We start from the raw sequence: 22417 nt of genomic DNA, 5'->3' as shown, positions 1-22417 counted from the left end.
CACTTAATGCTGGGGAAACGAATTGAGAACGCCCCCTTATCAAAAGTTTATCCCGAGGGTTGATCATGACCGAGTTGGCGCGTTTGAAGTTCTATGCCACTCAGCCCCACTCTTGCAGTTATCTGCCCGAGGAGCAGGCCACTACGCTGTTCCTCGACCCTAGTCAGCCCATGGATGTGCATGTCTACGCAGATCTGTCGGAAATGGGCTTTCGTCGCAGTGGTGATCATCTCTACCGGCCCCATTGCCAGAATTGCAATGCGTGCGTACCGGCGCGCATTCCTGTGGCGCAATTTACCCCCAACCGTCAGCAGAAACGCATTCTCAAACGCAATGCCGACTTGCAGGTACGCCCGGCTCGACCCAAGTTCAGCGAGGAGTATTTCGACCTCTATCAGCGCTACATCGAACAACGCCACGCCGACGGCGATATGTATCCGCCGAGTCGCGACCAGTTCTCGACCTTCCTGGTGCGTGACCTGCCGTTCTCCCGCTTCTACGAATTTCGTCTCGAAGGCCGACTGGTGGCGGTGGCCGTCACCGACTTGCTGCCCAACGGTCTGTCAGCGGTCTACACCTTCTACGAGCCCGGCGAGGAACGTCGTAGCCTGGGGCGTTACGCGATTCTCTGGCAGATTGCCGAGGCCCGGCGCCTGGGGCTGGAAGCGGTCTATCTCGGCTACTGGATCAAAAACTGCAAAAAAATGAGCTACAAGACCCAATATCGCCCTATCGAACTGCTGATTAATCAACGTTGGGTCATCCTGAACTAGAACCCCTTGGCTTAAACCCCACTTTTCGGGCACAATGCACGCCGCTTTTGCCTGGCGCAGTTGCACCGGGCCATTCATTGGACACCGAGGGCTTTACTGCATGTCGAAAGAAGACAGCTTCGAAATGGAAGGCACTGTCGTCGACACCCTGCCCAACACCATGTTTCGTGTGGAGTTGGAAAATGGGCACGTCGTAACCGCGCATATCTCCGGCAAGATGCGCAAGAACTACATTCGTATTCTTACCGGCGACAAAGTGCGCGTCGAGCTGACGCCCTATGACTTGAGCAAAGGGCGCATCACCTACCGCGCTCGCTAATCAAGTCAATACAAAACGCCTGGCTATGCCGGGCGTTTTTGTTTGCGGATCGTTCCCACGCTCTGCGTGGGAATGCCTCAACGGACGCTCTGCGTTCGGCTTTTGAAGGGACGCGGAGCGTCCCGGGCTGCATTCCCACGCGGAGCGTGGGAACGATCATTGCGTGCTTCTTCAAGGCAGCAAAAAGGCGCCTTGCGGCGCCTTTTTGCTTTGTTGCGGTTAACGTCAGGCCATTTCAGCCGTGGTCTCGTACTCGAAGGTCAGCTCGCCGTCCTTGATGTCGATGTGCACCACACCGCCATGCTCAGCCAGTTCGCCAAAGAGAATCTCCTCCGCCAGCGGACGCTTGATCTTGTCTTGAATCAAGCGCGCCATTGGTCGAGCCCCCATGGTCACGTCGTAACCACCGGCAGCCAGCCAGCTGCGAGCAGCGTCGGTGACTTCCAGCAGCACACGCTTGTCTTCCAGCTGCGCCTGAAGCTCGGTAAGGAACTTGTCCACCACGCTTTTGATGACCTCATGACTGAGGCGACCAAACTGGATAATGGTGTCCAGACGGTTGCGGAACTCCGGCGTGAAGCTCTTCTTGATCACTTCCATCGCATCAGACGAGTGGTCCTGATAGGTGAAACCGATCGAAGCACGCGCTGCAGTCTCGGCACCGGCGTTGGTCGTCATGATGACGATCACGTTACGGAAGTCCGCCTTGCGCCCGTTGTTATCGGTCAGCGTACCGTGGTCCATGACCTGCAACAGCAGGTTGAAGACTTCCGGATGCGCCTTCTCGATTTCATCGAGCAACAGCACGCAGTGAGGCTGCTTGGTGATGGCTTCGGTCAGCAGACCACCCTGATCGAACCCGACATAACCTGGAGGCGCACCGATCAGACGCGATACGGTGTGGCGCTCCATGTACTCGGACATGTCGAAGCGAACCAGTTCGACTCCCAGCGCCTTGGCCAGTTGCCGCGCAGCTTCGGTTTTACCGACACCGGTCGGACCTGCGAACAGGAACGAGCCGACGGGCTTGTCTGGCGACTTGAGGCCTGCACGAGACAGTTTGATCGCGGTCGACAGTGAGTCGATCGCCGCATCCTGGCCGAATACCGTGAGTTTCAGGTCACGCTCAAGGTTGCGCAGCAGCTCTTTGTCGGAGCTGGTGACGTGTTTTGGCGGAATTCGCGCGATTTTCGCAACGATGTCCTCGACCTGAGGCACTTCGATGCGTTTCACGCGCTTCTCGACCGGCTGCAGACGCTGATAGGCGCCCGCCTCATCGATGACGTCGATGGCTTTGTCTGGCATGTGCCGGTCATTGATGTAACGCGACGCCAGTTCGGCAGCGGCGCGCAGGGCTTCATCACTGTATTCAATGTTGTGATGGAGCTCGAAACGCCCTTTCAGGCCACGCAGGATACCGATGGTGTCTTCCACCGAAGGCTCCGACACATCGACCTTCTGGAAGCGCCGGGCCAAAGCACGGTCCTTCTCGAAAATCCCGCGGAATTCCTGGAACGTGGTCGAACCGATGCAACGGATATCGCCCGACGACAGTAATGGCTTGAGCAGGTTCGAGGCATCCATGACGCCACCGGACGCAGCGCCCGCACCGATGATGGTGTGGATCTCGTCGATGAACAGGATCGCCTGCGGACGTTTTTTCAGTTCATTGAGCAACGCCTTGAAGCGCTTCTCGAAATCGCCGCGGTATTTGGTTCCGGCCAGCAAAGCCCCCAGATCGAGGGAATACACCACGCTGTTGGCCAGCAGGTCCGGCACCTGATTGTCGACAATACGTTTGGCCAGGCCTTCGGCAATCGCGGTTTTACCCACGCCCGCCTCGCCCACCAGCAACGGATTGTTTTTGCGACGACGCGCCAGGATCTGCGCGACGCGCTCGACTTCGAGTTCACGGCCTACCAATGGATCGATACGACCCTGGCGCGCGAGCTCGTTGAGGTTGCTGGCATAAGCATCCAGAGGATTGCCTGAAGAAGAAGACTCACCGCCCTCGTCGTCCTGCATATCTTGTTCACCTTCAGAGTGATCGCCATGCCCTGGTACTTTGGAAATGCCATGGGCGATGTAGTTGACGACATCAATGCGCGCAACGCTCTGCTGTTTCAGCAGAAACACTGCCTGACTCTCTTGCTCACTGAAGATCGCGACCAGCACGTTGGCGCCAGTCACTTCGCGTTTGCCCGAGCTCTGTACATGAAAGACAGCACGTTGCAGTACACGCTGGAAGCCCAGGGTTGGCTGGGTTTCACGATCCTCGTCATGCAAGGGGATCAATGGCGTGGTGGAGTCAATGAACTCCTGCAGGTCATGCTTGAGTTTGTCGAGGTTTGCGCCGCAGGCACGCAAAACGGTAGCGGCAGCCTCATTATCCAATAGGGCCAGCAGCAGGTGTTCGACGGTCATGAATTCATGACGCTTCGAACGAGCCTCCTTGAAGGCTAGATTGAGGGTGACTTCGAGCTCGCGGTTTAACATAGCTTCACCTCATACCCAAGTGGTCGGCGATTAACCGTCCTTCTCGATTTCACAGAGTAGCGGATGCTGGCTTTCCCTGGCGTACTGGTTGACCTGCATGGCCTTAGTCTCGGCGATGTCGCGGGTAAACACTCCACATACTGCCCGTCCTTCTGTATGGACGGCCAGCATGACCTTGGTCGCCAGCTCGCGATTCAGGTTAAAAAACACCTCGAGCACTTCGACGACGAAATCCATCGGTGTGTAGTCATCGTTGAACAAAACCACCTTGTACATAGGCGGCGCCTGTAAAGCAGGCTTAGCCTCCTGAACAGCAATGCCTGCGGAATCGTCGTCGTGTAAATCAGGGCGATCCTGATTGAATGTTAGTCGAATCTGGCTGATTGCATGCATGGAAAGAAAGGTTCGTCAGTTGTGCAAATACAGTGGTGGGGGCGCCCATCGACGATTTCAACTCCGACTACCCGGTCACCTTGACTATCGGGAAAACGGTGTTACAACCAATAGAGCCCACAGTGGGTAAAAAAGGTCCGCGGAGTCAATCCTGTTTGCAAGATTAGACTGCGGATTAACTGGATGATACTCCAGTGATGGAGTCTGTTGCAGAGGGATATGGGTATGTCAGTTGGTAAGGTGAAATGGTTCAACAATGCCAAGGGGTTCGGTTTCATTAATACCGACACCAGAGAAGGTCGTGACGAAGACGGTCATCTTATTGATTTCTTTGCACACTATTCGGCCATTGAAATGGATGGCTACAAGACCCTCAAGGCCGGGCAAATCGTTAGCTTCGAGATCATTCAGGGCCCTAAAGGGTTGCATGCAGTAAAGATCGCGTCAGCCACCTCCCCGAACGGACAGACCGCACCTGCCACCCATAAAGAAACAGTGTCGAGCTGACGCACCCCGTCATCCAGTCATAAAAAAACCGCCCGAAGGCGGTTTTTTGTGTGCCGATCGGCTTACATATGCGAGATCAGCGCATCGCCAAACGCGGAAGACGACAGCAGTTTCGCGCCATCCATCAGACGTTCGAAGTCATAGGTCACGGTTTTAGCGGAAATCGCGCCGTTGGTGCCTTTGATGATCAGATCGGCCGCTTCGGTCCAACCCATGTGACGCAGCATCATTTCGGCGGACAGGATCAACGAGCCCGGGTTGACCTGGTCCTTGCCGGCGTATTTCGGCGCAGTACCGTGGGTGGCTTCGAACATGGCCACGGTGTCGGACAGGTTGGCACCCGGCGCAATGCCGATACCGCCCACTTCCGCCGCCAGGGCGTCGGAGAGGTAGTCACCATTGAGGTTCAGGGTCGCGATCACATCGTACTCGGCCGGGCGCAGCAGGATCTGCTGGAGCATGGCGTCGGCGATGGCATCCTTGACGATGACGTTCTTGCCGGTTTTCGGGTTCTTGAACTGCATCCACGGGCCGCCGTCGAGCAGGGTCGCGCCGAATTCTTCGGCGGCCACTTCGTAGGCCCACTCCTTGAAGGCACCTTCGGTGAACTTCATGATGTTGCCTTTGTGCACGATGGTCAGCGAGTCGCGGTCATTGTCGACCACATACTGCAGGGCCTTGCGCGCCAGACGCTTGGTGCCTTCCAGGGAGACCGGCTTGACGCCGATACCGCAGTTTTCGTCGAAACGGATCTTGGTGACGCCCATTTCTTCTTTAAGGAACTTGATGACCTTGGTCGCTTCCGGCGAACCGGCCTTCCATTCGATACCGGCATAAATGTCTTCCGAGTTTTCGCGGAAGATGGTCATGTCGACGTCGCCTGGCTTCTTGACCGGGCTCGGCACGCCTTCGAACCAGCGTACAGGGCGCAGGCACACATACAGGTCGAGTTGCTGGCGCAGCGCCACGTTCAGGGAACGGATGCCACCGCCGACTGGCGTGGTCAGAGGGCCCTTGATGGAAACCACGTAATCCTTGACCGCATCCAGGGTTTCCTGAGGCAGCCAGGTGTCCTGATCGTAAACCTGAGTCGCTTTCTCCCCGGCGTAGACTTCCATCCAGGAAATTTTGCGCTCGCCGCCGTAAGCCTTCTTAACAGCAGCATCGACAACCTTGATCATGACCGGGCTGATATCAACGCCAATACCATCGCCTTCGATGAAGGGAATGATCGGGTTGTTAGGTACATTGAGAGAATGGTCCGCGTTGACGGTGATTTTTTCGCCGACGGCTGGAACCTGAATCTTCTTGTATCCCATGCTGAACTCCATTGTTTGGATTGAACATCTGGCTTGGTCCGAGCGTACCCCAGTTAAATCGGCGCGCAAACCCTATGTTCCGTCCATCTGCCGCGAAGCTGCACAGTTCGTGACGTACAAGCCTGAAAGCAAAGGGAAAAGCGCCAAACTCAAGCACGATGGACGACTCTACGCCCCACGCCTTCCTGCGACCTTTAGACCAATGGACGAAAATCGTTACCTATGAAGCATCGGCAGATTGCCAGCTACCTATGTATAATGCCGCCGCTGACCACAGAGTCACGACGGCCGACCGCTCTGCCACTGCAAATGTAGCCGAGATCCCGGGCCCGAAAAGCAGGATTGTTACCGCAGTCCACCCGCTTGACGCTCGACCGATGCACCCAACATCACAGCAAAGAAACCTCGACATTCGGCTCATGGATGACTTTGAACGAACGCGCTTACCCGGCGCCCCTCGAGTTTCTGTGCACGCTTTAGCAAAGAAGAGAGAGTTAATCCGAATATGCCCACCCGCTCGAAGATCATCTATACCTTCACCGACGAAGCCCCAGCCCTCGCCACCTATTCACTGTTGCCTATCGTAGAGGCCTTCACCGCCTCCGCTGATATCGCCGTTGAAACCCGCGATATCTCTCTTGCAGGGCGCATTCTGGCCAGCTTCCCCGAGCAATTGGGTGACAAAGCGGTAGCCGACCACCTCGCCGAACTGGGCGACCTGGCCGTTACACCTGAAGCCAACATCATCAAGCTGCCGAACATCAGCGCTTCGGTTCCGCAACTGCAGGCTGCGATCAAAGAGTTGCAAGCCCAGGGCTACGCACTGCCGGACTACCCGGAAACCGTGACCAGCGACGCCGACAAAGAAGCCAAGGCCCGCTACGACAAGATCAAGGGCAGCGCCGTAAACCCGGTTCTGCGCGAAGGCAACTCCGATCGTCGCGCACCGCTGTCGGTCAAGAACTACGCACGCAAGCACCCGCACAAAATGGGCGCCTGGGCCAAAGACTCCAAATCCCACGTGGCTCACATGAGCACCGGCGATTTCTACGGCAGCGAAAAAGCCGCCCTGATCGACGCCGCTGACGCTGTCAAAATCGAACTGATCGCTCAAGACGGCACCACCACCGTCCTGAAAGAAAAAACCACCGTACAAGCCGGTGAGATCCTCGATTGCGCAGTCATGAGCAAAAACGCGCTGCGCAGCTTCATCGCAGCCGAGATCGAAGACGCCAAGGCAAAAGGCGTGCTGCTGTCGGTTCACCTGAAAGCCACCATGATGAAGGTCTCCGACCCGATCATGTTCGGCCAGATCGTTGCCGAGTTCTATAAAGACGCACTGGCCAAGCACGCTGACGTGCTGGCGCAGATCGGCTTTAACCTGAACAACGGCATCGGCGACCTGTACGCTCGCATCAAGGCTTTGCCTGGCGATCAACAAGCGCAGATCGAAGCGGACATCCAGGCGGTCTACGCCGTTCGCCCTTCGCTGGCCATGGTCAACTCCGACAAAGGCATCACCAACCTGCACGTGCCGAGCGACGTCATTGTCGACGCCTCGATGCCGGCGATGATCCGTGACTCCGGCAAGATGTGGGGCACCGACGGCCAGCTGCACGACACCAAGGCAGTAATCCCGGATCGCTGCTACGCCACCATCTACCAGGCGGTGATCGAAGACTGCAAGGCAAACGGCGCCTTCGATCCGACCACCATGGGCAGCGTGCCAAACGTTGGCCTGATGGCGAAAAAAGCCGAAGAGTACGGCTCGCACGACAAGACGTTCCAGATCAAGGCCAACGGCGTTGTTCGCGTCACCGACAGCAAAGGCACCCTGCTGCTGGAACAGTCGGTTGAAGCCGGCGACATCTTCCGCATGTGCCAGACCAAAGACGCACCGATCCAGGACTGGGTCAAACTGGCCGTCAACCGTGCTCGCGCAAGCAGCACTCCAGCGATTTTCTGGCTGGACCCAATGCGCGCCCACGACGGCGTAGTGATCGAGAAAGTTCAGGCTTACCTGAAGGATCACGACACGTCCGGCCTGGACATCCGCATCATGTCGCCAGTCGAGGCGATGAAGTTCACCCTGGAACGTACTCGCGAAGGCAAGGACACCATTTCGGTGACCGGCAACGTATTGCGCGACTACCTGACCGACCTGTTCCCGATCATGGAACTGGGCACCAGCGCCAAGATGCTGTCGATCGTTCCGCTGATGAATGGCGGCGGTCTGTTCGAAACCGGCGCTGGCGGTTCGGCACCGAAGCACGTTCAACAACTGCTGGAAGAAAACTTCCTGCGTTGGGATTCCCTGGGCGAGTTCCTGGCCCTGGCCGCTTCCCTTGAGCATTTGGGTGTGACTTACAACAACCCTAAAGCGCTGGTACTGGCCAAGACTCTGGATCAGGCCACTGGCCAGTTCCTCGACAACAACAAGTCGCCATCGCGCAAAGTCGGCAACATCGACAACCGCGGCAGCCACTTCTACCTGGCGCTGTACTGGGCTCAGGCCCTGACCGCCCAGACCGAAGACGCTGCACTGCAAGCGCAGTTCGGCGAGCTGGCCAAAACCCTGACCGCGAACGAAGCAACCATCGTTGCCGAGCTCAATGCCGTTCAGGGCAAGCCAGTGGACATCGGCGGTTACTACCACGCCAATGCCGAGCTGATCAGCAAGGCCATGCGCCCGAGCGCAACCTTCAACGCCGCGATTGCTGCGTTGGTTTAAGGTTGTAAGGGAACATCACAAACCCCGGCCATGTGCCGGGGTTTGTGTTTCTGACCACCCCCCCCTACGGAACCCATTGATGACCTGGCTACCCCACATCACCGTTGCCACCATCGTCGAAGACAACGGTCGCTTCCTGATGGTCGAAGAATCCAAGCACGGACGAACGGTGCTCAACCAACCCGCCGGCCATCTGGACCCGGACGAAACCCTGATCGAGGCTGCCGTACGCGAAACCCTCGAAGAAACCGGCTGGGACGTCGAGCCGACCGGTGTAATAGGCATTTACCTCTACACTGCGCCGAGCAACGGAGTGACCTATCAACGCGTCTGCTTCACCGCCAAAGCGCTGAAACACCACCCCGATTATCAATTGGACGACGGTATTGTCGGCGCGAAATGGCTGACGCGTGACGAACTGCTGCAACAGCGCGCAAACTGGCGCAGTGAGCTGATCATCCGCTGCATCGATGATTATCTGGACGGTAAACACTTCAGCCTCGAGCTGATCCGCCCTTCTCTTTAGCCTTGCAGGCTTGAGCCTGCTAGAATCGCGTCCTTTTTCAAGACACTCATTAAATCCCTATGCGTGATCCAGCCCCTTCTGCCACACAAAAGAAGCGCGTCATTGTCGGTATGTCCGGCGGCGTGGACTCTTCCGTTTCCGCTCTCCTGCTGATAGAGCAGGGTTATGAGGTGGAAGGCCTGTTCATGAAGAACTGGGAAGAAGACGATGGAACGGAATACTGCACCGCCATGGATGACCTGGCGGACGCGCAGGCCGTGTGCGACAAGATTGGCATCAAGCTGCACACCGCCAACTTCGCCGCCGAGTACTGGGACAACGTGTTCGAGCACTTCCTGGCCGAATACAAGGCCGGCCGCACGCCGAACCCGGACATCCTGTGCAACCGCGAAATCAAGTTCAAGGCGTTCCTCGATTACGCCATGATGCTCGGCGCCGACCTGATTGCCACTGGCCACTACGTGCGCCGTCGCGACATCGATGGTCGCACCGAATTGCTCAAGGGCCTGGATCCGAACAAGGACCAGAGCTACTTCCTGCACGCCGTCGGCGGCGAACAGATCGCCAAGACGCTGTTCCCGGTCGGCGAGCTGGAAAAACCCGAAGTGCGCGCGATTGCCGAGAAACACGACCTGGCCACCGCGAAGAAAAAGGATTCCACCGGAATCTGCTTTATCGGCGAACGCCGCTTCAGCGACTTCCTCAAGCAATACCTGCCGGCCCAGCCCGGCGAGATCAAGACCACCGAAGGTGAAGTCATCGGCCGCCACCATGGCTTGATGTACCACACCATCGGCCAACGCCAGGGCCTGGGCATCGGCGGCCTGAAAGACGCCGGTGAAGAGCCGTGGTACGTGCTGATCAAGGACCTGGAACACAACGAGTTGATCGTTGGCCAGGGCAATGACCACCCGTGGCTGTTCTCCCGCGCCCTGCTCGCCTCGGACATCTATTGGGTCAACCCGATCGATTTGACCGAGCCGCGCAGGCTGACCGCCAAGGTGCGTTATCGCCAGAGCGACCAGCCTTGCACGCTGGAAAAGACCGCCACCGGCTACCGCGCCACTTTTGATGACCCGCAACGCGCGGTCACTCCGGGCCAATCCGTGGTGTTCTACGACGGTGAAATCTGCCTCGGTGGCGGCGTGATCGAAGTGGCCGAGCCCTGGACCAGCAAGGGTCAGCGTTCATGAGCCCGACTCAGGAGCAACTGACAGCCCTGGGCGGTGTGTTTCTCGCCGCCGTGCTGGTCGACAAGATCGCCAAGACCGGCCAGACCAACGAAGCCGGCCTGACTTGCATGCTCGGCAGCCTGTTGATTCGTGACCCCAAGGACACTCTGGAAGTGTACGGCGGCGACGACATCAATTTGCGCGAAGGCTATCGCGCATTGATCGGCGCCCTGGAACGCGACCCCAGCACCCTTCAGCGTGAACCACTGCGCTACGCCCTGGCGATGCTGGGGCTGGAGCGCCAATTGGCCAAGCGCAATGACATGCTGGACGTGATCGGCAAGCGTCTGCCGCAGATTCAGTCCCAGGTCGAACACTTCGGCCCGGCCCACGAAAACGTGATCGCCGCTTGCGGTGCGCTGTACCAGGACACCCTGAGCACCCTGCGCCAACGAATTCAGGTGCATGGCGACATGCGCAACCTGCAGCAACCGAGCAATGCCTCGAAAATCCGCGCACTGTTGCTGGCCGGGATTCGTTCGGCACGCCTGTGGCGGCAGTTGGGCGGTCATCGCTGGCAGTTGGTGATCAGCCGACGCAAGTTGCTTAAAGAGCTTTACCCGCTGATGCGCAGCAGCTGAACCGCGCCCGCAATACCGTTTTATAGTCAGTAACGCGTAATACGCCGGTCAGTTGGCAACGGACCGGCGGATTTTTTTCATGTATGATACGCGCCCCATTTCGTTGCCCGACTGTCCGAGAACACCCCATGCAGCTCTCTTCGCTCACTGCGGTTTCCCCTGTTGACGGCCGCTACGCCGGCAAAACCCAGGCCCTGCGCCCAATTTTCAGCGAATACGGTCTGATCCGTGCTCGCGTTCTGGTTGAAGTGCGCTGGCTCCAGCGCCTGGCCGCTCACCCTGCCATCAGCGAAGTGCCGGCGTTCTCCGCCGAAGCCAACGCTGTGTTGAACACCCTGGCGGAAAACTTCTCTCTGGAGCACGCCGAGCGTGTCAAAGAGATCGAGCGCACCACCAACCATGACGTCAAAGCCATTGAATACCTGCTTAAAGAGCAGGCGGCCAAGCTGCCGGAACTGGCCAAGGTCAGCGAGTTCATCCACTTTGCCTGCACCAGCGAGGACATCAACAACCTGTCCCACGCCCTGATGCTGCGTGAAGGCCGTGATGACGTGATGCTGCCGCTGATGCGCCAGACCGCCAACGCCATCCGCGAACTGGCCATCCGTTTCGCAGACGTGCCGATGCTGTCGCGCACCCACGGTCAACCGGCATCGCCGACCACCCTGGGCAAAGAACTGGCGAACGTGGTTTACCGTCTGGAGCGTCAAATCGCTCAAGTCGCCGCCGTTCCGCTGCTGGGCAAGATCAACGGCGCCGTCGGCAACTACAACGCTCACCTGTCGGCCTACCCTGAGATCGACTGGGAAGCCAACGCCCGCGCCTTCATCGAAGACGAGCTGGGCCTGGGCTTCAACCCGTACACCACGCAGATCGAACCGCACGACTACATCGCCGAGCTGTTCGACGCGATCGCGCGCTTCAACACCATCCTGATCGACTTCGACCGCGACATCTGGGGCTACATCTCCCTGGGTTATTTCAAACAGCGCACCGTCGCTGGCGAAATCGGTTCGTCGACCATGCCGCACAAGGTCAACCCGATCGACTTCGAAAACTCCGAAGGCAATCTGGGCATCGCAAACGCACTGTTCCAGCACCTGGCGAGCAAGCTGCCAATCTCCCGCTGGCAGCGCGACCTGACCGACTCCACCGTACTGCGCAACCTCGGTGTCGGCTTCGCCCACAGCGTGATCGCGTACGAAGCCAGCCTCAAAGGCATCAGCAAACTGGAGCTCAACGAGCAAAAGATTGCCGCCGACCTGGACGCTTGCTGGGAAGTATTGGCCGAGCCAATCCAGACCGTGATGCGTCGCTACAACATCGAAAACCCGTACGAGAAGCTCAAAGAGCTGACTCGCGGCAAAGGCATCAGCCCTGAAGCACTGCAAACCTTCATCGACGGCCTGGACATGCCAGCCGCCGCCAAGGCTGAGCTGAAACTGCTCACCCCGGCCAACTACATCGGCAACGCTGTAGCACAAGCCAAACGCATCTGATCGACCGCTCTACCCGTTTGAGACGCCCGGCAGCGCCGGGCGTTTTTATTCCCGTCTGAAAAGTGCTTTTTTTCAATAGGTTACACATGAATCCTGACACTCCTCTTCAACTTCTGGGCGGCATCACGGCACGGGAATTCCTGCGCGACTACTGGCAGAAAAAACCCCTGCTGATCCGTCAGGCAATTCCTGATTTCGAAAGCCCTATCGACGCCGACGAACTGGCCGGCCTGGCGCTGGAAGAAGAAGTCGAATCGCGTCTGGTGATCGAGCACGGCGAGCGCCCTTGGGAATTGCGCCGCGGCCCGTTCGCCGAAGACGAATTCAGCAAACTGCCGGAACGCGAATGGACCCTGCTGGTGCAAGCGGTCGACCAATTCGTGCCGGAAGTCGCCGAGCTGCTGGAAAACTTCCGTTTTCTGCCGAGCTGGCGCGTCGACGACGTGATGATCAGCTTCGCCGCCCCGGGTGGCAGCGTCGGTCCGCACTTCGATAACTACGACGTATTCCTGCTGCAAGGCCACGGCAAGCGCAACTGGAAAATCGGCCAGATGTGCGATTCCGAGAGCCCGCTGCTGCAGCACGCGGACCTGCGCATCCTCGCCGATTTCGAAGCCACCGATGAGTGGGTGCTGGAACCGGGCGACATGCTCTACCTGCCGCCGCGCCTGGCCCACTGCGGTGTGGCTGTCGATGATTGCATGACCTACTCGGTCGGTTTCCGCGCCCCGAGCGCCGCTGAAGTGCTGACCCACTTCACCGACTTCCTCAGCCAGTTCCTGACGGACGAAGAGCGCTACACCGACGCCGACGCCCTGCCGGCGGTCGATCCCCATCAGATCCAGCACGATGCCCTCGATCGCCTCAAAAGCCTGCTGGCCGAGCACATGAGCGACGAGCGCCTGCTGCTGACCTGGTTCGGCCAGTTCATGACCGAGCCGCGCTACCCGGAACTGGTGGTCGGCCCGGAAGAAGTCGAAGAGCAAGACTTCCTCAGCGCCCTCGAAGAAGGCGCCGTGCTGATCCGCAACCCGAGCGCGCGCCTGGCCTGGTCGGAAGTCGACGACGACCTGCTGCTGTTCGCCAGCGGCCAGAGCCGTTACCTGCCGGGCAAACTGCGCGAACTGCTGAAAATGATCTGCGCCGCCGACGCCCTGCATGTCGACAACCTCGGCCCATGGCTGAGCGACGAAGACGGCCGCGGCCTGCTGTGTGAACTGGTCAAGCAGGGCAGCCTGGGGTTTGCCGATGAATAAGATTCACGTACGTGTCGCAGACTGGCAAAAGGATAACGCCGAGATCCGGCGCATTCGTGAAGCGGTATTCGTCGTCGAGCAATCCGTTCCGCCTGAACTGGAATGGGATGCCGATGACGCCACAGCGGTGCATTTCCTGGCCTTCGAAGGCGACTTTCCGATCGGCACCGCCCGCCTGTTGCCCGATGGCCACATCGGCCGGGTGTCGGTACTGAAAGACTGGCGCGGCATGAAGGTCGGCGATGCGCTGATGCAAGCGGTGATCGGTGAAGCCGAGAAGCGCGGGCTGAAACAGCAAATGCTGAGCGCACAAGTGCAGGCCACGGCGTTCTATGAGCGCCTGGGTTTCAGCATGGTCAGTGAGGAATTCCTGGAAGCCGGGATTCCCCATGTAGACATGGTGCGTCACTCAGCTTGATACCCTGACAAAAGCCTAACTGATCGTTCCCACGCTCTGCGTGGGAATGTCTCTCGGGACGCTCCGCGTCCCTTCGCGGCAGTGACGCGGAGCGTCACAGGCTGCATTCCCACGCGGAGCGTGGGAACGATCACGCCCCGCCATTCTCGGATGCCGGGGCGTTTTGCTGTCTGTGATTCAACTCGCACCACGCCAGGCCGACAAACTGGCAATATCATCAAGACTTTGAAAGCGGAGATAACGGATATGTCCCTACGCACCCTGCTCACCACGCTGCTACTGACCTGCAGCTTTTCGGTCATGGCCGCCACCGAGATCGTGCCCCTGAATTACCGCACCAGCGCCGACTTGCTGCCAGTGGCGCAGGATTTCATCGGCAAGGACGGCAAGGTCAGCGCCTACGGCAACCAGCTGATCGTCAATGCCGACCCCGGCAAGATCGACGAACTCAAGGCCTTCCTCGCGCAACTCGATACCGCCCCCAAACGCCTGCTGATCACCGTCGACACCAACGAAAACAACTTTCAGGGCGATCAGGGCTACTCGGTCAACGGGACCGCACCGAATCAGACCCGCATCATCAATCGCAGCACCGACAGCCGTGACGGTGGCATCCAGCAGGTTCAGGCCAGCGAAGGCGCCCCCGCGCTGATTCAGGTCGGCCAAAGCGTGCCGCTCACCAGCACCCAGACCGACGGCTATGGCGACCTGCGCAGCCAGACTGAATACCGCAATGTCACCCAGGGTTTCTACGTCACCGCCAGCGTCACCGGCGACATCGTTCATCTGGCTATCAGTACCAACCGTGACCGGATGAGCCAGGAACGTCCCGATGTAGTGAACGTGCAAAGTACCGACACAACTGTCAGCGGCCGACTGGGCGAGTGGATCACCCTGGCCGGCGTGAATCGTCAGACTCAGGCCGACAAACAGAGCCTGACCCGCAGCTACTCGACTCAGGGCCGGGATGACATGACTTTGCGGGTGAAAGTCGACACCTTGGACTAAAGCACCAAAAACTGACTGATTAGTCGTATTAGACCAAAGATGTAGTGCTCGAAAAAAAGCACTACAAAACGTTTGACGAGCCAAAAAAGCAAAGGCATGATGGCCTCGCTCCCGCTAATCAGAGGCCCTGGCAAGGGCTTTCGAGTCGCTGTTCGCACCCTACCCCGCGAACCGATTCGTGTCTGTACCGCCCACAAGGTGTGTTTGACGAGGTTGCCGACTGGAACGAAGTTGTCCCGAGGGACGGAAGCGTAATTAGGTAACCCGGCTCCACACTGAAGTTCGCACCAAGGCCCACGACGCCCGAATGCGCTCGCCAGTTCGCCCTTACCTGCTCACTTCCCCTCGAGCCCATCGTTCATCCCGTCGCCATCCCCGCCGAACCCGACTTGACCGCCTAAGCTTCTGGTCAGCGAGCAGCCTCTTACGCCTGATTTGCGTAGTGGGCAGGAGCAGGAATTTTCCACCCCAGACCTATGCGACGAGGTTTATCTCCATGGCACTGACACGCGAACAGCAAATTGCAGCCCTCGAAAAAGATTGGGCTGAAAACCCACGCTGGAAAGGCGTGACACGCGCTTACTCCGCTGCTGACGTCGTCCGCCTGCGTGGCTCGGTTCAACCTGAGCACACCTTTGCAAAAATGGGCGCCGAGAAGCTCTGGAACCTGGTCACCCAAGGTGCCAAGCCGTCCTTCCGCCCTGAGAAAGATTTCGTCAACTGCATGGGCGCCCTGACCGGCGGCCAGGCTGTGCAACAAGTCAAGGCCGGCATCCAGGCGATCTACCTGTCGGGCTGGCAAGTAGCCGCGGACAACAACTCCGCCGAATCGATGTACCCGGACCAGTCGCTGTACCCGGTGGATTCGGTTCCAACCGTGGTCAAGCGCATCAACAACTCGTTCCGTCGTGCTGACCAGATCCAGTGGAAAGCCGGCAAGAACCCGGGCGACGAAGGCTACATCGACTATTTCGCACCGATCGTGGCTGACGCTGAAGCCGGCTTCGGTGGCGTACTGAACGCCTACGAGCTGATGAAGAGCATGATCGAAGCAGGCGCCGCCGGCGTTCACTTCGAAGACCAACTGGCTTCCGTGAAGAAATGCGGCCACATGGGCGGCAAGGTACTGGTTCCGACCCAGGAAGCTGTACAGAAGCTGACCGCTGCCCGTCTGGCGGCTGACGTTGCCGGTACACCGACCATCATCCTGGCCCGTACCGACGCTAACGCAGCTGATTTGCTGACCTCCGATTGCGACCCGTACGACAAACCGTTCGTGACTGGCGAACGCACTCAGGAAGGTTTCTACAAAGTGCGTGCCGGTCTCGACCAGGCCATCGCTCGCGGCCTGGCCTACGCGCCGTACGCCGACCTGATCTGGTGCGAAACCGCCAAGCCGGATCTGGACGAGGCTCGTCGCTTCGCCGAAGCGATCAAAAAGGAATACCCGGACCAACTGCTGTCGTACAACTGCTCGCCGTCCTTCAACTGGAAGAAAAACCTGGACGACGCGACCATCGCCAAGTTCCAGCGCGAACTGTCCGCCATGGGTTACAAGCACCAGTTCATCACCCTGGCCGGCATTCACAACATGTGGCACAGCATGTTCAACCTGGCGCACGACTACGCCCGCAACGACATGACTGCCTACGTGAAGCTGCAAGAGCAAGAGTTCGCTGACGCTGCCAAGGGCTACACCTTCGTGGCTCACCAGCAGGAAGTGGGCACCGGCTACTTCGACGACATGACCACCGTGATCCAGGGTGGCACGTCTTCGGTAACCGCACTGACCGGTTCGACCGAAGAAGAACAGTTCCACTGATCTGCTTCGCTTAAACAAACGGCCCTTGCGGACCGAATAAAAAGCTAACCGCAAAGCCGCTCATCTGACGCCCCGACTGGTTCGGGGCGTTTTTTTGCCTGCGATTTCCCTCCCCCTCCGTAGGAGCGAGGCTTGCCCGCGAAGAATGCGCTGCGGTCTTTCAGACATACCGCATCATCGCTCTTCGCGGGCAAGCCTCGCTCCTACGGGATCGGGTGCAGGGAAAAACCTTGATCCAGAGCAGTTTCACGATCAGGAAAACAAGGTAAAACCACCCCGCGCGCTACTTGCAGTAACGCGCATATAAGACAACTTCCCGAACCGCTACCCACTAAACAGTTTGAAAACCACACCAAATAATATTGATTATCATTTAGCGACAGCTATGTTCGTTACATTCCCTACAAAACATATTTGACAAAACCCCCGCTAATGCCCGGACCGCATGGGCTACAGGGCTTTGGAGGTGCGCCATGTCCTTATTCCAATAAATAATTTCGCTATAGGAATTTTACTTGCAGGGTGTTTAGCCATAAAATCAGCGGGATTGATTGCTGCGACATATCGTCACTGCCATATTTCTTTATCAAGCTCAGAGACCTTTGCTCTCTGTTAAGGATTACCAGCATGCCCGAAGCGACCGGACTCATGGCCCACAACTGGGGCTTTGCCATTTTCCTTCTGGGTGTCGGCGGCCTTTGCGCCTTCATGCTCGGCGTCTCCAGCCTCCTCGGGTCAAAAGCCTGGGGCCGCAGCAAAAACGAACCGTTCGAGTCCGGCATGCTACCTACAGGTGGCGCCCGCTTGCGGCTCTCAGCCAAATTCTATCTGGTCGCGATGCTCTTCGTGATCTTCGATATCGAAGCCCTCTTTCTCTTTGCCTGGTCTGTGTCCGTCCGCGAAAGCGGCTGGACCGGATTCGTCGAAGCTCTCGTTTTCATAGCAATTCTGTTGGCAGGTCTTGTCTACCTATTTCGAGTGGGCGCCCTTGACTGGGCTCCGGCAGCTCGTCTTAAGCGGCAAGCGAAGCTGAAACAATGAGGCTTTGGCAATGCAATACAATCTCACCAGGATCGACCCCGATGCTCCTAACGAGCAGTATCCGATTGGCCAACGGGAAACCGTTTCCGATCCGTTAGAAGATCAAGTCCACAAAAACATTTTCATGGGCAAGCTCGAAGACGTGCTCAACGGCACGATCAACTGGGGGCGCAAAAACTCCCTGTGGCCGTATAACTTCGGTCTTTCGTGCTGCTACGTGGAAATGACCACCGCCTTCACGGCGCCCCACGACATCGCGCGCTTTGGCGCCGAGGTAATCCGGGCATCGCCGCGTCAGGCGGATTTCATGGTTATCGCCGGTACCTGCTTCATCAAGATGGCGCCGATCATTCAGCGTCTCTACGAGCAGATGCTCGAACCTAAATGGGTCATTTCCATGGGTTCGTGCGCCAACTCCGGTGGCATGTACGACATCTACTCCGTCGTTCAAGGGGTGGACAAGTTCCTGCCCGTGGACGTCTACGTGCCTGGCTGCCCACCCCGCCCTGAAGCTTTTCTGCAAGGCTTGATGCTGTTGCAGGAGTCGATTGGCCAGGAGCGTCGCCCACTTTCCTGGGTCGTTGGCGATCAAGGCGTTTACCGCGCCGAGATGCCTTCGCAAAAGGAACAGCGCCGCGAACAGCGTATTCAGGTAACCAACCTGCGCAGCCCCGACGAAGTCTGATCCAGCTCTGCTTCTTTTATAGAACGAGAAACTGGCTTCATTCTTTACGTTGACCGAAAGCGATAAATAACCATGACTGCAGGCAGTGCTCTGTACATCCCGCCTTATAAGGCAGACGACCAGGATGTGGTCGTCGAACTGAACAACCGCTTTGGCCCAGAGGCGTTCACCGCCCAGCCTACCCGCACCGGCATGCCGGTGCTTTGGGTTGCCCGTGCCAAACTCGTCGAAGTCCTGACTTTCCTGCGCAACCTGCCCAAGCCGTACGTCATGCTCTATGACCTGCACGGCGTGGACGAGCGTCTGCGCACCAAGCGTCAAGGGCTGCCAAACGGCGTCGACTTCACTGTGTTCTATCACTTGATGTCGATCGAACGTAATAGTGACGTAATGATCAAGGTCGCCTTGTCCGAGAGCGACCTCAACCTACCGACCGTCACCAGCATCTGGCCGAACGCCAACTGGTACGAGCGTGAAGTGTGGGACATGTACGGCATTCACTTTGCCGGCCACCCGCACCTGAGCCGCATCATGATGCCGCCGACCTGGGAAGGTCACCCGCTGCGCAAGGACTTCCCGGCCCGTGCCACCGAGTTCGATCCGTTCAGCCTGACCCTGGCCAAGCAACAGCTTGAGGAAGAAGCCGCGCGCTTCAAGCCTGAAGACTGGGGCATGAAGCGTTCCGGCCCGAACGAGGACTACATGTTCCTCAACCTGGGTCCGAACCACCCTTCGGCCCACGGTGCGTTCCGTATCATCCTGCAGCTGGACGGTGAAGAGATCGTCGACTGCGTACCGGACGTCGGCTACCACCACCGTGGTGCCGAGAAGATGGCCGAGCGTCAGTCCTGGCACAGCTTCATTCCGTACACCGACCGTATCGACTACCTCGGCGGCGTGATGAACAACCTGCCGTACGTGCTCTCGGTCGAGAAGCTGGCCGGCATCAAGGTGCCCGAGAAGGTCGACGTCATCCGCATCATGATGGCCGAGTTCTTCCGGATCACCAGCCACCTGCTGTTCCTGGGGACTTACATCCAGGACGTCGGCGCCATGACTCCGGTGTTCTTCACCTTCACCGACCGCCAGAAGGCGTACACGGTGATCGAAGCCATTACCGGTTTCCGCCTGCACCCGGCCTGGTACCGCATCGGTGGTGTCGCCCACGACCTGCCGCGCGGCTGGGAAAAACTGGTCAAGGATTTCGTCGATTGGATGCCAAAGCGTCTGGACGAATACCAGAAAGCCGCACTGGACAACAGCATCCTGCGTGGCCGGACCATCGGCGTCGCCGCCTACAACACCAAGGAAGCCCTGGAATGGGGCGTCACCGGTGCAGGCCTGCGTTCGACCGGTTGCGATTTCGACCTGCGTAAGGCCCGCCCCTACTCCGGCTACGAAAACTTCGAATTCGAAGTCCCGCTGGCGGCCAATGGCGATGCCTACGACCGTTGTATCGTTCGCGTCGAAGAAATGCGCCAGAGCATCAAGATCATCGAGCAATGCATGCGCAACATGCCGGAAGGCCCGTACAAAGCGGATCACCCGCTGACCACGCCGCCACCCAAAGAGCGCACGCTGCAGCACATCGAGACCCTGATCACGCACTTCCTGCAAGTTTCGTGGGGCCCGGTCATGCCGGCCAACGAATCCTTCCAGATGATCGAAGCGACCAAGGGCATCAACAGTTATTACCTGACGAGCGATGGCGGCACCATGAGCTACCGCACCCGGATTCGTACCCCAAGCTTCCCGCACCTGCAGCAGATCCCTTCGGTGATCAAAGGCAGCATGGTCGCGGACTTGATCGCGTACCTGGGTAGTATCGATTTCGTTATGGCCGACGTGGACCGCTAAGCATGAACAGCCCGCTTATCCAGACAGACCGTTTCGCCCTGAGCGAAACCGAGCGCTCGGCCATCGAGCACGAGCTGCATCACTACGAAGACCCGCGCGCGGCGTCGATCGAAGCCCTGAAGATCGTCCAGAAGGAACGTGGTTGGGTGCCTGACGGCGCGCTCTACGCCATCGGCGAAATCCTCGGTATCCCGGCCAGCGACGTTGAAGGGGTGGCCACTTTCTATAGCCAGATCTTCCGTCAGCCAGTCGGCCGTCACATCATTCGCGTCTGCGACAGCATGGTCTGCTACATCGGCGGCCATGAATCGGTAGTCAGCGAAATCCAGAGCAAGCTGGGCATCGGCCTGGGCCAGACCACCGCCGACGGTCGCTTCACCCTGCTGCCGGTCTGCTGCCTCGGCAACTGCGACAAGGCACCGGCGCTGATGATCGACGACGACACGTTCGGTGATGTACAGCCTGCCGGCGTTGCCAAATTGCTCGAGGGCTACGTATGACCCTGACTTCCTTCGGTCCTGCCAACCGCATCAAGCGTGTCGCAGAGACTCACCCGCTCACCTGGCGTCTGCGTGACGACGGCGAAGCCGTATGGCTCGACGAGTACCAGGCCAAGAACGGTTACGCCGCTGCGCGCAAGGCCTTCGCCGACATGGCCCAGGACGACATCGTCCAGACCGTGAAAGACTCCGGCCTCAAGGGTCGCGGCGGTGCAGGCTTCCCCACTGGCGTGAAGTGGGGCCTGATGCCCAAGGACGAATCCATCAACATCCGCTACCTGCTGTGCAACGCGGATGAAATGGAGCCGAACACCTGGAAAGACCGCATGCTGATGGAGCAACTGCCCCATCTGCTGATCGAAGGCATGCTGATCAGTGCTCGCGCGCTGAAAACCTACCGTGGCTACATCTTCCTGCGTGGCGAATACACCACCGCCGCCAAGCACCTGAACCGTGCCGTGGAAGAAGCCAAGGCAGCAGGTCTGCTGGGCAAGAACATCCTGGGCAGCGGGTTCGATTTCGAGCTGTTCGTCCACACCGGTGCCGGGCGTTACATCTGCGGTGAAGAAACCGCACTGATCAACTCCCTCGAAGGCCGCCGCGCCAACCCGCGCTCCAAGCCGCCCTTCCCTGCCGCCGTGGGCGTGTGGGGCAAGCCGACTTGCGTGAACAACGTCGAAACCCTGTGCAACGTGCCGGCGATCATTGCCGACGGCGTGGACTGGTACAAATCGTTGGCCCGCGAAGGCAGTGAAGACATGGGCACCAAGCTCATGGGCTTCTCCGGCAAGGTCAAGAACCCGGGCCTGTGGGAATTGCCGTTCGGCGTCACCGGTCGCGAGCTGTTCGAAGACTACGCCGGTGGCATGCGCGACGGTTACAAGCTCAAGTGCTGGCAGCCAGGCGGCGCCGGTACCGGCTTCCTGTTGCCGGAACACCTGGACGCACAAATGTACGCCGGCGGCATCGCCAAAGTGGGCACCCGTATGGGTACCGGCCTGGCCATGGCGGTGGACGACAGCGTCAACATGGTGTCCCTGCTGCGCAACATGGAAGAGTTCTTCGCCCGTGAATCGTGCGGTTTCTGCACCCCGTGCCGTGACGGTCTGCCGTGGAGCGTCAAGCTGCTGCGCGCGATCGAGAACGGTGAAGGGCAAGCCGGCGATATCGAGACCCTGCTGGGTCTGGTCGGTTTCCTCGGCCCAGGCAAAACCTTCTGTGCTCACGCACCGGGTGCCGTGGAGCCGTTGGGCAGTGCCATCAAATACTTCCGTCCAGAGTTCGAAGCCGGCATCGCGCCTACCCGCGCCGTCGTCCCGCCTCTGGCAAAGCCGATCGTAGTCGGCGCTTAACGCTTTAAAAAAGGCGAACGGTCCGTGCCGTTCGCCTTTCGTCCGATGACGCCTTTCGAGGCTGTTTGGATTTGGACGGATAACAAGATTCCATTAGCCACG

The 22417-nt window shown here is 58.7% G+C and carries 20 protein-coding genes; 17 read left to right on the top strand and 3 right to left on the bottom strand.

What is annotated here, in order from left to right; genetic code table 11:
* The first annotated feature begins 65 nt into the window (after positions 1-65).
* Together AC1RO5_RS02660 and infA are read left to right on the top strand one after the other, a co-directional pair.
* Positions 66-773 (top strand): arginyltransferase, encoded by a 708-nt coding sequence (locus tag AC1RO5_RS02660; RefSeq protein ID WP_493172494.1) that lies wholly within the window; start codon positions 66-68, stop codon positions 771-773.
* A 100-nt stretch (positions 774-873) separates the two neighbouring features.
* Positions 874-1092 (top strand): translation initiation factor IF-1, encoded by a 219-nt coding sequence (gene infA, locus AC1RO5_RS02655; protein ID WP_002553999.1) that lies wholly within the window; start codon positions 874-876, stop codon positions 1090-1092.
* A gap of 225 nt (positions 1093-1317) precedes the next feature.
* Here infA and clpA read toward each other — a convergent pair whose 3' ends face one another.
* Positions 1318-3588 carry an ATP-dependent Clp protease ATP-binding subunit ClpA gene (gene clpA / locus AC1RO5_RS02650; protein WP_019648478.1) on the bottom strand — a complete coding sequence of 757 codons (2271 nt, stop codon included), beginning with the start codon at positions 3586-3588 and terminating at the stop codon, positions 1318-1320.
* A 30-nt stretch (positions 3589-3618) separates the two neighbouring features.
* Positions 3619-3981 (bottom strand): ATP-dependent Clp protease adapter ClpS, encoded by a 363-nt coding sequence (gene clpS, locus AC1RO5_RS02645; protein ID WP_015094394.1) that lies wholly within the window; start codon positions 3979-3981, stop codon positions 3619-3621.
* 225 nt (positions 3982-4206) lie between these two features.
* On the opposite strand from clpS, the gene AC1RO5_RS02640 reads away from it, so the two are divergent.
* The gene (locus tag AC1RO5_RS02640; protein ID WP_493172492.1) at positions 4207-4488 is read left to right on the top strand and encodes a cold shock domain-containing protein; all 282 of its coding nucleotides are present in this window, start codon (positions 4207-4209) and stop codon (positions 4486-4488) included.
* A gap of 62 nt (positions 4489-4550) precedes the next feature.
* Here the strand turns inward: AC1RO5_RS02640 and icd are convergent, their stop codons facing one another.
* Positions 4551-5807: an NADP-dependent isocitrate dehydrogenase gene (gene icd / locus AC1RO5_RS02635; protein ID WP_007941117.1), complete on the bottom strand. Its 1257-nt coding sequence runs from the start codon at positions 5805-5807 to the stop codon at positions 4551-4553.
* A gap of 505 nt (positions 5808-6312) precedes the next feature.
* On the opposite strand from icd, the gene AC1RO5_RS02630 reads away from it, so the two are divergent.
* The 14 genes from AC1RO5_RS02630 to nuoF all read left to right on the top strand — a co-directional run bounded on the left by AC1RO5_RS02630 (position 6313) and on the right by nuoF (position 22315).
* Entirely contained in the window at positions 6313-8538 is a 2226-nt protein-coding gene (locus AC1RO5_RS02630; RefSeq protein ID WP_493172490.1) for an NADP-dependent isocitrate dehydrogenase, read from the top strand.
* Positions 8539-8617: 79 nt separating this feature from the next.
* Positions 8618-9064 (top strand): NUDIX hydrolase, encoded by a 447-nt coding sequence (locus AC1RO5_RS02625; protein ID WP_493172488.1) that lies wholly within the window; start codon positions 8618-8620, stop codon positions 9062-9064.
* A gap of 59 nt (positions 9065-9123) precedes the next feature.
* Positions 9124-10257 (top strand): tRNA 2-thiouridine(34) synthase MnmA, encoded by a 1134-nt coding sequence (gene mnmA, locus AC1RO5_RS02620; protein WP_490136245.1) that lies wholly within the window; start codon positions 9124-9126, stop codon positions 10255-10257.
* Complete coding sequence (gene hflD, locus AC1RO5_RS02615; protein ID WP_007940860.1) at positions 10254-10877, top strand: high frequency lysogenization protein HflD; 624 nt, start codon at positions 10254-10256, stop codon at positions 10875-10877. Before mnmA ends, hflD begins: the two co-directional genes overlap by 4 nt.
* 128 nt (positions 10878-11005) lie before the next feature.
* Complete coding sequence (gene purB / locus AC1RO5_RS02610; protein WP_493172485.1) at positions 11006-12376, top strand: adenylosuccinate lyase; 1371 nt, start codon at positions 11006-11008, stop codon at positions 12374-12376.
* A gap of 86 nt (positions 12377-12462) precedes the next feature.
* Positions 12463-13632 carry a ribosomal protein uL16 3-hydroxylase gene (locus AC1RO5_RS02605; protein WP_493172483.1) on the top strand — a complete coding sequence of 390 codons (1170 nt, stop codon included), beginning with the start codon at positions 12463-12465 and terminating at the stop codon, positions 13630-13632.
* Complete coding sequence (locus AC1RO5_RS02600) at positions 13625-14050, top strand: GNAT family N-acetyltransferase (protein ID WP_493172481.1); 426 nt, start codon at positions 13625-13627, stop codon at positions 14048-14050. The genes AC1RO5_RS02605 and AC1RO5_RS02600 overlap by 8 nt, the downstream gene beginning before the upstream one ends.
* Positions 14051-14296: 246 nt before the next feature.
* Positions 14297-15058: a secretin N-terminal domain-containing protein gene (locus tag AC1RO5_RS02595; protein ID WP_493172479.1), complete on the top strand. Its 762-nt coding sequence runs from the start codon at positions 14297-14299 to the stop codon at positions 15056-15058.
* A gap of 496 nt (positions 15059-15554) precedes the next feature.
* A complete protein-coding gene (gene aceA / locus AC1RO5_RS02590) occupies positions 15555-16880 on the top strand; it encodes an isocitrate lyase (RefSeq protein ID WP_007940867.1) in 1326 nt (441 codons plus the stop codon).
* 627 nt (positions 16881-17507) lie between these two features.
* Positions 17508-17921: an NADH-quinone oxidoreductase subunit A gene (locus AC1RO5_RS02585; RefSeq protein WP_007940868.1), complete on the top strand. Its 414-nt coding sequence runs from the start codon at positions 17508-17510 to the stop codon at positions 17919-17921.
* A gap of 10 nt (positions 17922-17931) precedes the next feature.
* The gene (locus AC1RO5_RS02580; RefSeq protein ID WP_007940869.1) at positions 17932-18606 is read left to right on the top strand and encodes a NuoB/complex I 20 kDa subunit family protein; all 675 of its coding nucleotides are present in this window, start codon (positions 17932-17934) and stop codon (positions 18604-18606) included.
* 72 nt (positions 18607-18678) lie between these two features.
* Complete coding sequence (gene nuoC, locus AC1RO5_RS02575; RefSeq protein ID WP_493172476.1) at positions 18679-20463, top strand: NADH-quinone oxidoreductase subunit C/D; 1785 nt, start codon at positions 18679-18681, stop codon at positions 20461-20463.
* A 2-nt stretch (positions 20464-20465) separates the two neighbouring features.
* Positions 20466-20963, top strand: coding sequence for an NADH-quinone oxidoreductase subunit NuoE (nuoE, locus tag AC1RO5_RS02570; protein ID WP_007940871.1), 498 nt, complete (start codon positions 20466-20468; stop codon positions 20961-20963).
* Positions 20960-22315, top strand: coding sequence for an NADH-quinone oxidoreductase subunit NuoF (gene nuoF, locus AC1RO5_RS02565; protein WP_258669446.1), 1356 nt, complete (start codon positions 20960-20962; stop codon positions 22313-22315). Before nuoE ends, nuoF begins: the two co-directional genes overlap by 4 nt.
* The last annotated feature ends 102 nt before the right edge of the window (positions 22316-22417 follow it).

It is taken from the genome of Pseudomonas sp. GW822-FHT02G04 (genome assembly GCF_058802085.1).
This window is presented reverse-complemented; position numbering and strand designations above follow the sequence as displayed.

Excerpts from the sequence above, each read along its gene's own strand:
- AC1RO5_RS02660 (WP_493172494.1), top strand. The coding sequence starts at position 66 with ATGACCGAGTTGGCGCGTTTGAAGTTCTATGCCACTCAGCCCCACTCT.
- infA (WP_002553999.1), top strand. The coding sequence starts at position 874 with ATGTCGAAAGAAGACAGCTTCGAAATGGAAGGCACTGTCGTCGACACC.
- clpA (WP_019648478.1), bottom strand. The coding sequence starts at position 3,588 with ATGTTAAACCGCGAGCTCGAAGTCACCCTCAATCTAGCCTTCAAGGAG.
- clpS (WP_015094394.1), bottom strand. The coding sequence starts at position 3,981 with ATGCATGCAATCAGCCAGATTCGACTAACATTCAATCAGGATCGCCCT.
- AC1RO5_RS02640 (WP_493172492.1), top strand. The coding sequence starts at position 4,207 with ATGTCAGTTGGTAAGGTGAAATGGTTCAACAATGCCAAGGGGTTCGGT.
- icd (WP_007941117.1), bottom strand. The coding sequence starts at position 5,807 with ATGGGATACAAGAAGATTCAGGTTCCAGCCGTCGGCGAAAAAATCACC.
- AC1RO5_RS02630 (WP_493172490.1), top strand. The coding sequence starts at position 6,313 with ATGCCCACCCGCTCGAAGATCATCTATACCTTCACCGACGAAGCCCCA.
- AC1RO5_RS02625 (WP_493172488.1), top strand. The coding sequence starts at position 8,618 with ATGACCTGGCTACCCCACATCACCGTTGCCACCATCGTCGAAGACAAC.
- mnmA (WP_490136245.1), top strand. The coding sequence starts at position 9,124 with ATGCGTGATCCAGCCCCTTCTGCCACACAAAAGAAGCGCGTCATTGTC.
- hflD (WP_007940860.1), top strand. The coding sequence starts at position 10,254 with ATGAGCCCGACTCAGGAGCAACTGACAGCCCTGGGCGGTGTGTTTCTC.
- purB (WP_493172485.1), top strand. The coding sequence starts at position 11,006 with ATGCAGCTCTCTTCGCTCACTGCGGTTTCCCCTGTTGACGGCCGCTAC.
- AC1RO5_RS02605 (WP_493172483.1), top strand. The coding sequence starts at position 12,463 with ATGAATCCTGACACTCCTCTTCAACTTCTGGGCGGCATCACGGCACGG.
- AC1RO5_RS02600 (WP_493172481.1), top strand. The coding sequence starts at position 13,625 with ATGAATAAGATTCACGTACGTGTCGCAGACTGGCAAAAGGATAACGCC.
- AC1RO5_RS02595 (WP_493172479.1), top strand. The coding sequence starts at position 14,297 with ATGTCCCTACGCACCCTGCTCACCACGCTGCTACTGACCTGCAGCTTT.
- aceA (WP_007940867.1), top strand. The coding sequence starts at position 15,555 with ATGGCACTGACACGCGAACAGCAAATTGCAGCCCTCGAAAAAGATTGG.
- AC1RO5_RS02585 (WP_007940868.1), top strand. The coding sequence starts at position 17,508 with ATGCCCGAAGCGACCGGACTCATGGCCCACAACTGGGGCTTTGCCATT.
- AC1RO5_RS02580 (WP_007940869.1), top strand. The coding sequence starts at position 17,932 with ATGCAATACAATCTCACCAGGATCGACCCCGATGCTCCTAACGAGCAG.
- nuoC (WP_493172476.1), top strand. The coding sequence starts at position 18,679 with ATGACTGCAGGCAGTGCTCTGTACATCCCGCCTTATAAGGCAGACGAC.
- nuoE (WP_007940871.1), top strand. The coding sequence starts at position 20,466 with ATGAACAGCCCGCTTATCCAGACAGACCGTTTCGCCCTGAGCGAAACC.
- nuoF (WP_258669446.1), top strand. The coding sequence starts at position 20,960 with ATGACCCTGACTTCCTTCGGTCCTGCCAACCGCATCAAGCGTGTCGCA.